Below are 15,118 nucleotides of genomic sequence, written 5' to 3'. Positions count from 1 at the left end.
ATTGTCCCGCCAAAACCGTCGAGGCCCGACAAGGTCAGATCGGGTCCCAGCTGAAGACATCCGCCGAGCGGTCGAGCGGATAGAAGCTGGCGCGCATCGCCGGCATCGCATGCTCGGCGATGCTCTGCGGCGTCCAGCCTTCGGCACGGTGCACCGAGCGCAGCGGCCGCGGCTGGCTGATCAGCGAGATCTCGTTGTTGCGCACCGAGAAGATCTGGCCGTTGACCTCGTGGGCGGCATCGCTGGCCAGATAGACCGCCAGCGGCGCGATCTTCGACGGCGTCATCTGCTGGATCTTGGCCACCCGCGCCTTCTGCTCGTCGGTGTCGGTCGGGATGGCGCCGATCATGCGGCTCCAGGCGAAGGGCGCGATGCAGTTGGAGCGCACGTTGAATTTCAGCATGTCGAGCGCGATCGACTTCGACAGCGCCGCGATGCCGAGCTTGGCGGCCGCATAGTTGGCCTGGCCGAAGTTGCCGATCAGGCCCGAGGTCGAGGTCATGTGCACCATCGCGCCCGCGTTCTGTTCCTTGAAGAAGGTCGCGGCCGCGCGGCTCACGAAGTAGCTGCCGTACAGGTGGATCTTGATCACCGAATCCCATTCGTCGACCGACATCTTGTGGAAGAAGCGGTCGCGCAGGATGCCGGCGTTGTTGACCACCGCGTCGATGCGCCCGAAGTTGTCGACCGCGCATTGCACGATGCGGGCCGCGGCGGCGGCGTCGGCCACGCTGTCGGTGCTGGGCACCGCCTCGCCGCCGATCGCGTGGATCTCGTCGACCACCTGCTGCGCCGGGCCGGCGCTGTGGCCGGCGCCGTCGACCGCGGCGCCGATGTCGTTGACCACCACGCGGGCACCGTGCCGCGCCATGGCCAGCGCGATGTCGCGGCCGATGCCGCCCCCTGCGCCGGTCACCAGAACCACTTTGCCTTCGACCATCGGATCTCTCCAGAAACTTGCGTGCGGAATCGCCTGCGCAGGATGCCACGGGCGGCGCCGCCCGTGCTTCGTCGTTCCGAAAGAGGGGCTTCGGCCGGGTCAGCGCCGTTCGCGCAGCACCAGCGTCTGGACGGCAGTGCCGATCGGACCCTGCGCGTCGTGCAGCCGCGACAGCGTGAGGCCGGCGCCGCTGGCGTCGACCTGGGTCTCCGACGACAGGCCGATCCATTCGCCGACGGGTGGGCGGTGCAGATGCAGGTTCAGGTCGGCATTGGAGAACAGGAAGCGGTCGGGCGGCAGCACCCAGCTGAGCCCGTTGCCGAAGTCGGCCGCGGCGGCGGCGCGCATCGCGGGCGAGTTGGGCACGCCTTGCACGATCGGCACCGCCAGCCGGAACCATGCCGCGCCCGGGCCGGGTCGGGAGACGTCGCCCTGGGCCGCCAGGGCCTCGACCGCGGTGGCGTAGAACGAGATGCCCTCGGGCAGGCCCGGGATGCGCAGCGGCTGGCTGCAGTCGGGCGGCGCCGGCAGCAGGCGTGCAGGCGACGCGGCGGGCAGGCCATCGGGCAGGGCCAGCGCCTGGCTGCGCAGCATCAACGCATGGCCGCGCGCCACCAGCGTGTCGCCGGCCAGCAGGTCGATCGTCAGCCGCGCGGTCGAGCGCGCGGACTGCATGTTGGAGCGCGTGGCGAGCGGCGCCACCGGCACTGGCTTGACCAGCTCGACGGTCAGGCGCGCCAGCTGCCAGCCGGGTTCGGCGATGGCGCTTTCGGCCAGGTGCGCCAGCAGGGCGCTGGGCGCGCCGCCGTGCTGGGCGAGAGGGTCCCAGGGGCCGCGCGAGAGCACACTGGGCAGCCAGGTCTCGCCCTCGCGGGTGAACACGGCGTCAGGGCGTTCGGATTCGATCGAGGGAGGGGTCATGGCCGCATTCTCGGCGCTGCTGGGACTGGCGAGCATCGGCCGACCTGGCTCAACGCCCCAGCGGCACGCTCGCTTCCTTCAGCACCCGCAGCACGAAGCTGGACTTGCTGTGGCGGATGCCCGGGATCTTGTAGAGCTTCTCGCGCAGCAGGCGCTCGTAGTCGCGGGTGTCGCGCACCGCGATGCGGATGTAGTAGTCGTAGTCGCCCGACACCAGGTAGGCCTCCTGGACCTCGGGGATGGTCGCCAGCACGCGGCCGAATTCGTAGAGCGTCTCGTCGGTGTGGCTCTCCAGCGTGAGCTGGACGATGACGAAGTCGCGGTAGCCGAGCTTGGCCGGGTCGAGGTCGACCGTGTAGCGCTTGATGACGCCTTGCGCTTCGAGCTTCTTGATGCGGGTCCAGCAACTGGTGGGCGAGAGCCCGACCGCGGCGCCGATCTCCTGCAAGGTCTGGCGCGAATCCTCGCGCAGCACCCGCAGGATCGCCAGATCGATCTTGTCGGATGGATTTTCGTTGGAATCATCGATTTGGCGATTGGTCTTCATGAGGCAGGCGATTTGGGGCTTAAATATGACGCACATTCTGCGCCGTCCCTAGAAGAATCAGGTGATGCAAGTTCTCCAAGCCCATCCCCTTCCGCCCGTCCCGGCCGTCGTGCCCGCCGCGGCGCCCCGCCCGCGCAACGGCGCCGTCGCGCTGCTCGAGACGCTGATCGACTGCGGCGTCGACACGCTCTTCGGCTACCCCGGCGGCGCCGCGCTGCCGCTGTACGACGCTCTGCACGGCGAGCCGCGCCTGCGCCACGTGCTGGTGCGGCACGAACAGGCGGCGGTCCATGCCGCCGAGGGCTATGCCCGCAGCACCGGCCGCGTCGGCGTGGTGCTGGTCACCTCCGGGCCCGGCGTCGGCAACACCATCACCGGCCTGCTCGACGCCATGAGCGACTCGGTGCCGGTGCTCTGCATCAGCGGCCAGGTGGCCAGTTCGGTGATCGGCACCCAGGCCTTCCAGGAGAGCGATGCGCTCGGCATGTCGAGGCCGGTCACCAAGTGGAACCACCAGCCGCGCAGCCCGGAGCAGATTCCGTCGGTGATCCGCCGGGCGCTGGAGATCGCGGCCTCGGGCCGGCCGGGGCCGGTGCTGGTCGACGTGCCGAAGGACGTGCAGCTGGCCTTGCTGCAGCGGCCCGCGCCAACGCAGCCGGCCGTGCCCGCGCGCAAGTCACGTGCGACGCTGCTGCCGCCGCCCGATGCCTTGCAGCGCGCGGCCGACCTGATCTCCACCGCGCGCCGGCCCGTGCTGTACGGCGGCGGCGGGCTGGTGAACTCCGGCCCGCTGGCCTGCGCCGCCTTCACGCGCCTGGTGCGCCGCCTCGACGCGCCCTGCACGCTGACGCTGATGGGCCTCGGCGCCTTCCCGGGCTCCGATCCGCGCTTCCTCGGCATGCTGGGCATGCATGGCGCGCTGGAGGCCAACCTGGCGATGCACGAGGCCGACCTCGTGGTCTGCGTGGGCGCGCGCTTCGACGACCGCGTGACCGGCAAGCTCGACGAATTCTGTCCCCTGGCGCGAAAGATCCACATCGACATCGACCCGGCCAGCATCGACAAGGTGGTCAAGGTCGACGTGCCCCTGCTGGGCGACTGCGCCGCCGTGCTCGATGCCTTGCTGGCCCAGCCCGCGCTCGACGGCCTCGCACCCGGGCGGCTCGCGCCCTGGTGGCAGCGCATCGCGCGCTGGCAGGGCCGGAATTGCTTCGACTTCGCTGCGCGCACCGACGCGATCCTGCCGCAGCAGTTGATGGCGTCGCTGCAGGGCCAGTTGGCCGGCCGCGATGCGATCGTCTCCACCGACGTCGGCCAGCACCAGATGTGGGCCGCGCAGCACCTGCGCTTCGAGCGGCCCGGCCGCTGGCTCACCTCGGGCGGCGCCGGCACCATGGGCTACGGCCTGCCGGCAGCGATCGGGGCCCAGGTGGCGCACCCGGAGGCACTGGTGGTGTGCGTGAGCGGCGACGCCTCGGTGCTGATGAACATCCAGGAGCTGTCGACCGCCGTGCAGCACCGCACGCCGGTCAAGCTGGTGCTGTCGAACAACGGCTACATGGGCATGGTGCGGCAGTGGCAGGAGCTGAACCACGGCAACCGGCTGAGCCACAGCTGGAACGAGGCGCTGCCGGACTTCGTGGCGCTGGCCAGGGCCTTCGGCTGGGGCGCTCGGCGCGTCACGGCGCCCGCCGAGCTGGAGGCCGCGCTGGCCGAGTGCCTGGCGAGCGAGGGTCCGTTCTTTCTCGACGTTCAGGTGGCGGCCGAGGAGAACTGCTTTCCGATGATGCCGGCCGGTTGCGGCCACCACCGGGTGATGCTCGCCAAGGACCGCTGGCATGAGGAGCCGGTCACGGCAGCCAGCCCTTGAACAGCTGCTTGAACAGGCGCCGCCGCGTGCGGTATGGCCGGGGCTGCGCATGGCTGGCCAGCGCCGAGGCGGGGGCGGGAATCGCAGCGCCGGCCGCGAGTTGCGCCAGCGATTCGAAGAGCAGCCTTCTCGGCTCCAGGCGGACGCCGCCGAGACGCTGGAACTCGATGGCGACGCGCCCGGCCTGGAGGGAGTCGCCGCCGAGATCGAAGAAGTTGTCGGAGCGCGCGATCTCGAAGGGCGCCAGGCCCAGCACGCCGCCCCACACGCCCGACAGGGCGACTTCGGCGGGCGTGGCGGGCTCGTCGCCGCGCTTGGCGGCCGAGCGGTCCTCCGCCTTCGGCGCCGGCAGCGCGTGCCGGTCGATCTTGCCGTTGGGCAGCAGGGGCAGCGCCGCCAGCGCCACGTAGTGCTGGGGCAGCATGTAGCCGGGCAGCCAAGGCCGCAGGTGGTCCTTGAGCGCGAGCGGGTCGAGCGCCCCGTCGCGCGGGACGACGTAGGCCACCAGGCGGATGTCGCCCGGGCGGTCTTCGCGCGCCGTCACGAGGCACTGGGCCACCGAGGGGTGCGCCAGCAGCCGGGCCTCGATCTCGCCCGGCTCGATGCGATGGCCGCGCACCTTGACCTGGAAGTCGAGCCGGCCCTGGTGCTCGATCAGGCCGTCGTGCCGCCAGCGCCCGCGGTCGCCGGTGCGGTACAGGCGGGCTTGCGGATCGGCATCGAAGGGGTCGGCGATGAAGCGCTCGGCGCTGAGTTCGGGCCGGTTCCAGTAGCCCAGCGTGACGCCGTCGCCGCCGATGAAGATCTCGCCGGATACGCCGGGCGGACAGGGCCGGTCCTGCGCATCCAGCACGTGGATGCGGGTGTTGGCGATCGGCCGGCCGATCGAGATCGCCTGGGCTTCCGGCTGCACCTTCCAGCAGGTGGACCACACCGTGGTCTCGGTGGGGCCGTACATGTTCCAGAGCTCGCCGCTTCGCTGCAGGAGTTCGCGCGCCAGGCTCGGGTTCAGGCTTTCGCCGCCGACCAGGGCCTTGAAGGTCGGCGAGCCGCGCCAGCCGGCGTCGATCAGCATGCGCCAGCTCGCCGGGGTGGCCTGCATCACCGAGGCCCGGGAGCGTTCGATCAACTGTCCGAGCGCGACGCCGTCGGTGGCCTGCTCGCGGGTCGCCAGCACGACCGTGGCGCCGATCGCGAGCGGCAGCAGCAGTTCCAGCACCGCGATGTCGAAACTCAGCGTGGTGACGGCCAGCACGGCGTCCTGCGCCGTGAGCCCGGGTTCGCGCTGCATCGACAGCAGGAAGTTCACCACCGCCCGGTGCGGCACCACGACCCCCTTGGGCTTGCCGGTGGAGCCGGAGGTGTAGATCATGTAGGCCGCGTCCCCGGCGCCGGCGTCGCGCTCGGCGTCGGGCGGCAGGGGCGTGTCGGGCTGGGCCATCCAGGCGGCGTCTTCGGCGTCCGGCACCAGGGTCGGCAGTCCGTGCTCGCGCCACCATTCGGCCATCTCCTGCGGGCTCATGAGCAGGCTGAGGCCGGCGTCCAGGGCCATGTCGAGCAGGCGCAGGCGGGGATAGGCCGGGTCCAGCGGCACGTAGGCGGCGCCCGCGGCCAGGATCGCGAGCTGCGCGACCACCATGGTCGGGCCGCGCTCCAGGCACAGGCCGACGCGGCAGCCGCGCTGCACGCCCTGCTGGCGCAGCGCATGCGCCAGGCGGTGCACGCGCGACCACAGTTCCGGGTAGCCCAGCGCGTCGCCCGGCAGCTGCAGGATCGCCGTGCCGCCGGCGGCGCGTTGCTCCGCCAGCAGGCCGTGCACCGTCATGGCGCGGGGGTAGGCGCTGGCGGTCTGGTTCCACGTCGCCAGCCTGGCCAGCTCCAGCGGGTCGGCGGCCGCCAACTCGTGCAGGGGCCGTTCCGGATCCTGCATCAGCCGGTCCAGCAGATGGAGGTAGCCGTCCAGCAGCGCCTTGGCCGTCGCCGGCGCGAAGAGCTCGGTGGAGTAGTTCAAGGCCAGCGAACGCTCGTCCTCGGTCTCGATGGTGAGGGCCAGGTCGAACTGGGTCGCGCCCAGGCCCAGGGGCATGAAGCTCGCCTCCAGGCCTTCGAGCCGGGGCAGCTGCCGGGGCGTGTTCAGCACATTGAACATCGCGCGGACCTCGGGCACCCGGCCGCCGCTGTTGTTGCGCCGCAGGCTGTCGACCACGTGGTCGAAGGGCGCATGCTGATGGGTGAAGGCCGACAGGCAGGTCTCGCGCACCTGGCAGGCCAGTTCGCGGAAATTCATCGCCGGCTGCACGTCGCTGCGCAGCATCAGGGTGTTGACCAGCGAGCCCACCAGCGCCTCGGCCTCGATCCGCGTGCGGCCCGCGATCGGCGTCCCGACCACGATGTCCTGCTGCGCGCACTGGCGCGCGAGCAGCACCTGGAACGCCGCCAGCAAGGTCATGAAAGGCGTGAGCCCGAGGCGCCCGCTGAAGCGGTGCACCTCCTGCATCCAGTCGTCGGGGATCAGCCGTCGAACATGCTCCCCGCGGCTGGTGCGGCGGCGGGTCACGGCGGAGTCGGCCACCAGGTTCAAGGGGCTCATGCCGGCGAGTTGCTGCAGCCAATAGGCGGTGTCGCCGGCCAGCGCCTCGTCGTCGGCATGGCCGCGTTGCCAGCTGGCGTAGTCGACGAAGTCGATCGATGGGCGCGGCGCGGGCGCGGGCGCGGGCGCGGGCGCTCCGGTGCAGGCGGCGTTGTACATCGCCTCGAGGTCGCGCAACAGCACGCCCCATGACCAGTCGTCGCCGATCAGGTGGTGCAGCACCAGCACCAGCGCATGGTCCTGGGCGCCGAGTTCGACGAGGATGAAGCGGTGCAGCGGTCCGTGACCGAGGTCGAAGGGCTCGGCCGCCAGGCGCGCGGCCTGCCGTTCGAGTTCGGTGTCCCGCTCGGGCCCGGGGATGGCGCGCAAGTCCAGCCCGACCAGGTTCGCCGGCTGCACCGGTCCGACGGTGGCCATCGGTTCGGCTTCCCCCATCGCGAAGGTGGTGCGAAAGGCCTCGTGGCGGGCCACCAGAGTGTCGAGCGCCTCGCGCAGCGCCGCCGCCTGCAAGGACCCGCGCAGGCGCAGGGCCTTGCGCACGTGGTACGCGGCGCCGTGCGGGTCCATGTCGTGGAACATCCACATGTTGCGCTGCGAGAAGGACACCGGCAGCGGCTGCTCGCGCGGGACCGGGACGATCGGGTCATGCCCGCGGGCGGCGCCGCCGGACAGGTCCGGTCGACGGGCCTCGATGGCCCGGGCCAGGCTCTCGATGGTCGGATGCTCCAGCACGCTGCGCACCGGCAGTTCGATCTTCAGGGCCGCTCCGATGCGCGAGACGATCTGCGTCGCCGACAGCGAGTGGCCGCCGAGTTCGAAGAAGTTGCTGCGGATGCCGAATCCGGATCGGCCGAGCACCGCCTGCCAGATGTCCATCAGGATGGATTCGGCGGTCGACCGGGGGGCCAGCCGGTCGATCTCCTCGGCCTCGAGTCGGGCGGTCCGGCCGTGCATGTCGCGGCGCCTGACCTTGCCGCCCGGGCCGACCGGAATCGTTGCGAGCACGCGGATGCGCGCCGGAATCTTGAAGTCGGCCACCTGCCCGAACAGCGCAGCGCGCAGCGCCTGTCCCTCGATCGAACGGCCGGCCGCGGCGACCACGATGGCATGCACGTCCTCGCCGAGCGTCGGGTGCGGCGCGGGGTAGGCCACGGCCTGGGCGACGCCGGGCAGGCGCAGCAGGGCCTGCTCGACGTCGAAGGGCGAGATCTTCTCGCCGCCGCGGTTGATCATCTCCTTGCTGCGCCCGGTGAGGAAGAGGTCGCCGTCGGCGTCGAAGCGGCCCAGGTCGCCGGTGATGAACCAGCCGTCGCGGAAGGCCTCCGCATTGGCCTCGGGGTTGTCCTCGTAGCCTTCGAACAGGGCCGGTCCGCGCGCCACCACGGCGCCGACCTGCCCGACGGGCAGGCCGTGGCCGTGCACGTCGACCACGCGCAGTTCGGCGCCGACCGGACGCCCCACGGAGCCCGGCTTGCGCGGCGCCGGCGGCAAGGCATTGCTCGCCAGCTGGGTGGCCGATTCGGTCATGCCGTAGGACTCGATGACCGGCACCCCCCAGAGATCCTCGACGTGCTGCAGCAGCGCCACGGGCATGGGCGAGGAGGCCGAGCGGATCAGGCGCAGGGCATGGGCGGGCGCGGCCATGCCTTCGCGCGACGCCTGGTCCGCGATGGCATGGTGGACGGTGGGCGCGGCGGTGTACCAGGTGGGTTCGAACTCGGCCATCCAGCCCATGAAGGCCGGGGCGTCGAAGGCCGGCGCGCAGACCACGGACGATCCGGCCACCAGCGGCGCGAGCAGGCCGCCGACCAGGCCGTGGCTGTGATGGATCGGCATCACGCACAGGGCACGATCCGCCGGCGCGAGGGCCAGGTGGCGCGCGATGCTGCGGGCCGAACTCACGACCTGGCGCTGTCCGAGCGGCACCCGCTTGGCCTTGCCGGTGGTGCCCGAGGTGAACAGCACGAAGGCGGTGTGCGACGGCTCGGGCCAGGGGGCGTGGAGATCCGCCGCTTCTTCAACTGCGCCGGCGCGCCAGTGCGGCAGGTCGAAGTCCAGCGCGACCCGGTTCAGGGTCCGCGCGAGCCCGGACGCCATGGCGTCGCCAGGCAACCCGACGACGGCGTCGGCGCGCGCGTCGGCCAGCAGGGCCAGCAATTCGGGCTCGGGCAGTCCCGCAGGGAGCGGAATGCAGGTGGCTTGGGCGCCGATCGCCAGGGTGGCGACGGCCGATTCGATCCCGCTCGGCATGACCACGGCGATGCGCGAGGCCGGCGAAAGCCCGTGGCCCGCCAGCCAGGACCGCAGGCCGCGCACGATCGCGAACAGTTCGGCATAGCCGATGGCCCGCTGCCCGGGGGACAGCAGGGCCGTGGCCAAAGGCTGTACGAGCGCATGGAGCGCCAACTGGGCGTGCAGGGTCGCGGCGCTGTGCTCGATCAAGGCAGATTCACCGGGCAGGCCGACGCCACCAGGGGAGCGCAGGCGGCGGGGCAGAACCGACGCGCGCCCTCGATGCGTTCCGGTGGTTGGCGTTTCCTGGACGTGGACAGCATCAAGGACACTCTGCCGCGCGCGGGCTGAACTGTCACTGACATTGAGGGTTTGGCGCAACACTCAGGACACTATTGCGTGATTTTCATCACGGTGCCCGAGGCCTCCAGAAGCGAGGCGCACAAAAGAAAACGGCGCTATTGAAAATAGCGCCGTTTTTTTACCAGTGATGGGTTTGCTGGTGGGCCCTGAGTGACTCGAACACTCGACCTACGGATTAAGAGTCCGCTGCTCTACCAACTGAGCTAAGAGCCCCTGAAAAGCATTACTGCTACTCAGGCAATCCCACGATTATAGCCACAACTTTGGCCGCTTCTTCAGGTCCGCTCAAAAATGCAGGCAATCCCCTGGCCGCCGCCGATGCACATCGTCACCAGCGCGTACCGGCCCTGGATGCGCTCGAGCTCGTAGAGCGCCTTCACGGTGATCAGCGCGCCCGTGGCGCCCACCGGGTGGCCGAGCGAGATGCCCGAGCCGTTGGGGTTCACCTTGGCCGGGTCCAGGCCCAGGTCCTGCGTCACGGCGCAGGCCTGCGCTGCGAAGGCCTCGTTGGCCTCGACCACGTCCATGTCCGAGGCCTGGAGGCCGGCCTTCTCGAGCGCCTTGCGCGAGGCCGGCACCGGGCCGATGCCCATGTAGGCCGGGTCGACGCCGGCGAAGGCGTAGGCCACGATGCGCGCCATCGGCTTCAGGCCGCGCCGCGCGGCCTCTTCCTTCTCCATCAGCACCACCGCCGCCGCGGCGTCGTTGACGCCCGACGCGTTGCCCGCGGTCACCGTGCCGTTTTCCTTCAGGAAGGCCGGCTTGAGCTTGCTCATGTCCTCCAGCTTGGCGTCGTGGCGCACGTGCTCGTCGGTGTCGAACAGCGTGGTGCCCTTGCGGCTCTCGAGCGGCACCGGCACGATCTGCGACTTGAAGTAGCCGCCCTCGATCGCCTTCTGCGCGCGCTGGTGGCTGGCGAGCGCGGTCTGGTCCTGGGTCTCGCGGCTGATGCCCCACTTCTTGGCGATGTTCTCGGCCGTGATGCCCATGTGGATGGTCTGGAACGGGTCGTGCAGCGCGCCGAGCATCATGTCGACCATCTTGCTGTCGCCCATGCGGGCGCCCCAGCGGGCCGTGAGGGACGCGAAGGGCGCCCGGCTCATGCTCTCGGCGCCGCCGCCGACCGCCACCTTGGCATCGCCGAGCTGGATGCTCTGCGCCGCGCTGACGATCGCCTGCAGGCCCGAGCCGCACAGGCGGTTGACGGTCAGGGCGGGGGTTTCCTGGGCGCAGCCGCCTTCGATCGCGGCCACCCGGGCCATGTACATGTCGCGCGGCTCGGTGTTGATGACGTGGCCGAAGACCACGTTCTCGACGTCCTTGCCGTCGACCTTGGCGCGGGCCAGCGCCTCCTTGGTGACCAGGGCGGCGAGCTTGGTGGGCGGCACGTCCTTGAGGCTTCCGCCGAAGGTTCCGATGGCGGTGCGAACGCCGCTGACGACAACCACTTCCTTCATGAATATCTCCTTGCAAACGAAGCGCCGATGATGCCAGCCCGGCCGCCGCCGGGGTGACGCCGGCGTTACGATGCGTTCCCCAACCAGGAGCCCTCCGATGGCCGATGCCAGCTTTCCCCGTCATGTGGTGGTCACGGGCGCCGCCGGTGCGCTGGGGCGCGCGGTGGTGCAGCAGTTTCTCGGCCAGGGCGCGCGCCTGGCGCTGGTCGACCATCGGCTGGCGCACCTGGTCAGCACCTTTCCGGGGCTGGACAACTCGCAGCACCTGCTGCTCGAAGCCGACGTGACCTCGACCGAGGCCATGGCCGCGGCGGGGCAGCGCATCCTCGCCACGCTGGGCGGCCAGGTCGACGCCCTGGTCCACATCGCCGGCGGTTTCGAGATGGGCGAGCCGGTGCATGCGCTCGGCCGCGCGGCCTGGGACCGCATGATGAACCTCAACGCCTGGTCCTTCGTGGCGGTGACGCAGGCGCTGGTGCCCGCGATGATCGAGCGCAAGGCCGGCCGGGTGGTCGCCGTGAGCGCCAAGACCGCCGCCCGCGGCGCCGCCGGCATGGCCGCCTACATCGCCTCCAAGAGCGCGCTGCAGCGCCTGGTCGAGGCCGCCGCGGCGGAACTGGCGCCGCACGGCATCGGCGTCAATAGCATCGCGCCCAGCGTGCTCGACACGCCGGCCAACCGGCAGGCGATGCCGGACGCCGACCCGGGCCAGTGGGTGTCGACCGCGGTGGCGGCGCAGACCGTGGCCTTCCTGGCCTCGCCGGCCGCCGCCGCGCTGCACGGCCAGCACCTGGCGCTGGACGCCTGAGCGGCCCGGCGCCCGGGCGCCCGGCTGCCGGGCGGACTTGCACCAAGGGGCAATGGCCGCTTCACCTTGGGACAAGTGCGTTTTGCCCCCGGCTTGCGCATGCTGTGGGCACGCTGCCGCGCGGCGGGCCGCCCGCCCGCGCCTGCGCACCCCCTACAACCAGGAGTCGACATGGCATCCAAGAAACCCGCCGCGAGCCCGTCCGGAGCGAAGCAGCCCAACATCCTCGTGATCTGGGGCGACGACATCGGCATCGCCAACCTCAGCTGCTACACGCACGGCCTGATGGGCTACCAGACGCCCAACATCGACCGCCTCGCCAGGGAAGGGATGAAGTTCACCGATTCGTACGGCGAGCAGTCCTGCACCGCCGGCCGCTCGTCCTTCATCACCGGCCAGAGCGTCTACCGCACCGGGCTCTCGAAGGTGGGCATTCCGGCGGCACCGATCGGCATGAGCGACAAGATCGTCACCATCGCGGCGCTGCTGAAGAACCGCGGCTATGCCACCGGCCAGTTCGGCAAGAACCACCTGGGCGATCGCAACGAGATGCTGCCGACCAACCACGGCTTCGACGAATTCTTCGGCAACCTCTACCACCTGAACGCCGAGGAAGAGCCGGAGATGTACGACTACTACCCGGAAAAGGACTTCCCCAACTTCAAGAAGAAGAACGGCCCGCGCGGCGTGATCCACTCCTATGCCACCGACAAGGACGACGCCACCGAGCAGCCGCGCTGGGGCCGCGTCGGCAAGCAGAAGATCGAGGACACCGGCCCGCTGACCAAGAAGCGCATGGAGACCTGCGACGACGAGTTCGCCGAGGCGGCGAAGGGCTTCATCGGCAAGCAGCACGAGGCCGGCAAGCCCTTCTTCGTCTGGCTCAACTTCACCCACATGCACATGTTCACGCACACCAAGCCCGAGAGCCTGGGGCAGGCGGGACGCTGGCAGTCGCCCTACCACGACACCATGATCGACCACGACAAGAACGTCGGCCAGCTGCTGGACTACCTGGACGAGCTCGGCATCACCGAAGACACCTTCGTCATGTACTCGACCGACAACGGCCCGCACATGAACAGCTGGCCCGACGGCGCGATGACGCCTTTCCGCAGCGAGAAGAACACCAACTGGGAGGGCGCCTTCCGCATTCCGATGGTGGTGCGCTGGCCCGGCCATGTGCCCGCCGGCAGCATCTCCAACGGCATCGTCCAGCACCACGACTGGCTGCCGACCTTCCTCGAGATGGCGGGCGAGCCCGACATCGTCGAGAAATGCAAGAAGGGGGTGCAGGCGATCGGCCGAACGTACAAGAACCACATCGACGGCGTCAGCCTGTTCGGCCACATCACGGGCAAGGAGAAGGAGAGCCCGCGCAAGCTCTTCGTCTACATCAGCGACGACGGCGACATCCTCGGCCTGCGCTACGACAACTGGAAGGTGGTCTTCATGGAGCAGCGGCTGCCCGGTACCATGGCGGTGTGGGCGGAGCCCTTCGTGCGGCTGCGCCTGCCGAAGCTCTTCAACCTGCGAACCGATCCCTTCGAGCGGGCGGACACGACGTCGAACAGCTACTACGAGTGGTTCCTGTACCACGCCTACATCCTGTATGGCGCCTATGCGATCGCCGACCAGTTCGCCGCCACCTTCAAGGACTTCCCGCCGGTGCAGAAGCCCAATACCTTCACCATCGACGACGCGCTGTCGAAGATGGCCGAAGCCTCCGCCGGCGGCGCCACCTGAGCGCCGGCCGCCGGTTCGGGGACAGGCGTCGTGAGCCGCCCCAGCCCGCGCCGGCGGACCGGCCGCTGGAGCCCGCGGTGATCGACGCCCGCTGGACGCCGCCGGCCGTGGTCCGCTGCGCAAGAAGGAGTCCATGATGATGTCCAGATCTTCGGTCACGCGCACGGCGCGCCGCTTCCTGTTCCTGGCCTGGCTGTTGGCCGCGGCCACGCTGGCGCAGGCGCAGACGCAAGGGCTGCCTTCCTGGAACGACGGTGCCGCCAAGCAGGCGATCCTGCGTTTCGTCGCCGACGTCACGACGCCGGGCTCGGCCGGCTTCGTGCCGCCGGCCGAACGCATTGCCGTCTTCGACAACGATGGCACGCTGTGGCTGGAGCAGCCGATCTATGTGCAGTTCGCCTTCGCGCTCGACCGCGTCAAGGCGCTGGCACCGGCGCATCCCGAGTGGAAGACCACGCCGCCTTTCGACGCGATCCTGCGCGGCGACATGAAGGCCTTCGCGGCCTCGGGCGAGAAGGGCCTGGCGCAGGTGCTCGCCGTCACCCATGCGGGAATGACGACCGAGGCGTTCTCGCGCACGGTGGCGGACTGGCTCGCGAAGGCCCGCCATCCGCGCTTCAAGCAGCCCTACGAGGCCCTGGTCTACCAGCCGATGCTGGAGTTGCTCGCCTACCTGCGCGAGAACGGCTTCAAGACCTTCATCGTCTCGGGCGGCGGCGTCGAGTTCATGCGCGTCTTCGCCGAGAAGGTCTACGGCATCCCGCCCGAGCAGGTGGTCGGCTCGACCGGGCAGTTGGCCTTCAAGACCGGCGCAGACGGCAAGCCGGTGCTGCTCAAGCTCGCCAAGATCGACCTGGTCGACGACCATGCGGGCAAGCCGGTCGGCATCCAGCGCTTCATCGGCCGGCGCCCGATCCTCGCCTTCGGCAACTCCGACGGCGACCAGCAGATGCTCGAGTGGACCGCGGCCGGCACCGGGCCTCGCTTCATGGGCCTGGTGCATCACACCGACGCCGAGCGCGAATACGCCTACGACCGCAAGTCCGGCATCGGCAGGCTCGACAAGGCGCTGGACGAGGCCGGGACGCGCGGCTGGACCGTGATCGACATGAAGCGCGACTGGAACAAGGTGTTTGCGGCCGACAAGTAGCCAAGGAGGTGATGGCATGGCAGATGACAAGGCATGGGTCGACCCGGGGGCGGATTTCGATCGGGTGTCGGTCGAGCTGTCCTCGCGCCGGACCGGGATGTCGTTCCAGCGCACGCGCATGAGCGCGGAGCGCACCCTGATGTCGGTGATCAGGACCTCGTTGTCGCTGATCGGCTTCGGCTTCACGATCTTCCAGGTGTTCCAGAAGCTGCACGACATGCAGGTGGTCAAGAGCAGCATGGCAGCGCGCCGCTTCGGCGAGGCGCTGGTCCTGATCGGGATCGCCATGCTGATCTCCGGCATCATCTACCACTGCACCTTCATGGCCGGGCTGCGCGCCGAACGCAAGATGCTGAAGAGCCAGGGGCTGATCCATGCCGAGAGCCAGTTCCCGCCGTCGCTGACGCTGGCGGTGGCGCTGCTGCTGCTGCTGCTCGGCTTCCTCGCCATCTCGAGCATGGTGTTCGACATCGGTCCCTTCGGGTCCTGAGGGG

At 70.0% G+C, this 15,118-nt stretch carries 10 protein-coding genes and 1 tRNA gene; 5 read left to right on the top strand and 6 right to left on the bottom strand.

Annotated features, from left to right (window positions below; all coding sequences use genetic code 11):
- Positions 1–34: 34 nt before the first annotated feature.
- From QTI33_RS21495 to QTI33_RS21485, 3 genes are all read right to left on the bottom strand, one after another.
- Positions 35–940, bottom strand: coding sequence for an SDR family NAD(P)-dependent oxidoreductase (locus tag QTI33_RS21495; protein WP_286508295.1), 906 nt, complete (start codon positions 938–940; stop codon positions 35–37).
- 99 nt (positions 941–1,039) lie between these two features.
- On the bottom strand, positions 1,040–1,861 hold the full coding sequence (locus QTI33_RS21490; RefSeq protein WP_286508294.1) for a thioesterase family protein: 822 nt from the start codon (positions 1,859–1,861) through the stop codon (positions 1,040–1,042).
- Positions 1,862–1,910: 49 nt separating this feature from the next.
- On the bottom strand, positions 1,911–2,408 hold the full coding sequence (locus QTI33_RS21485; protein WP_286508293.1) for an Lrp/AsnC family transcriptional regulator: 498 nt from the start codon (positions 2,406–2,408) through the stop codon (positions 1,911–1,913).
- 64 nt (positions 2,409–2,472) lie between these two features.
- Here QTI33_RS21485 and ilvB point away from each other — a divergent pair, with 64 nt between their 5' ends.
- Complete coding sequence (ilvB, locus tag QTI33_RS21480; protein WP_286508292.1) at positions 2,473–4,278, top strand: biosynthetic-type acetolactate synthase large subunit; 1,806 nt, start codon at positions 2,473–2,475, stop codon at positions 4,276–4,278.
- Here ilvB and QTI33_RS21475 read toward each other — a convergent pair.
- The 3 genes from QTI33_RS21475 to bktB all read right to left on the bottom strand — a co-directional run bounded on the left by QTI33_RS21475 (position 4,259) and on the right by bktB (position 10,920).
- Positions 4,259–9,310 (bottom strand): non-ribosomal peptide synthetase, encoded by a 5,052-nt coding sequence (locus tag QTI33_RS21475; protein WP_286508291.1) that lies wholly within the window; start codon positions 9,308–9,310, stop codon positions 4,259–4,261. The genes ilvB and QTI33_RS21475 overlap by 20 nt on opposite strands.
- Positions 9,311–9,600: 290 nt before the next feature.
- Positions 9,601–9,676, bottom strand: a tRNA-Lys gene (locus tag QTI33_RS21470).
- A gap of 62 nt (positions 9,677–9,738) precedes the next feature.
- Positions 9,739–10,920, bottom strand: a complete 1,182-nt coding sequence (gene bktB / locus QTI33_RS21465; RefSeq protein WP_286508290.1) for a beta-ketothiolase BktB — start codon at positions 10,918–10,920, stop codon at positions 9,739–9,741.
- Between the two features lie 97 nt (positions 10,921–11,017).
- On the opposite strand from bktB, the gene QTI33_RS21460 reads away from it, so the two are divergent.
- The 4 genes from QTI33_RS21460 to QTI33_RS21445 all read left to right on the top strand — a co-directional run bounded on the left by QTI33_RS21460 (position 11,018) and on the right by QTI33_RS21445 (position 15,114).
- Complete coding sequence (locus QTI33_RS21460; RefSeq protein ID WP_286508289.1) at positions 11,018–11,728, top strand: SDR family NAD(P)-dependent oxidoreductase; 711 nt, start codon at positions 11,018–11,020, stop codon at positions 11,726–11,728.
- Between the two features lie 171 nt (positions 11,729–11,899).
- On the top strand, positions 11,900–13,474 hold the full coding sequence (locus QTI33_RS21455) for an arylsulfatase (RefSeq protein ID WP_286508288.1): 1,575 nt from the start codon (positions 11,900–11,902) through the stop codon (positions 13,472–13,474).
- A gap of 139 nt (positions 13,475–13,613) precedes the next feature.
- Positions 13,614–14,624 carry an HAD family hydrolase gene (locus tag QTI33_RS21450; protein WP_286508287.1) on the top strand — a complete coding sequence of 337 codons (1,011 nt, stop codon included), beginning with the start codon at positions 13,614–13,616 and terminating at the stop codon, positions 14,622–14,624.
- A gap of 16 nt (positions 14,625–14,640) precedes the next feature.
- On the top strand, positions 14,641–15,114 hold the full coding sequence (locus tag QTI33_RS21445) for a YidH family protein (protein ID WP_286508286.1): 474 nt from the start codon (positions 14,641–14,643) through the stop codon (positions 15,112–15,114).
- Positions 15,115–15,118 lie beyond the last annotated feature (4 nt).

This window comes from Variovorax davisae, from assembly GCF_030316845.1.
Lineage (GTDB): Bacteria > Pseudomonadota > Gammaproteobacteria > Burkholderiales > Burkholderiaceae_C > Variovorax > Variovorax davisae.
This window is presented reverse-complemented; position numbering and strand designations above follow the sequence as displayed.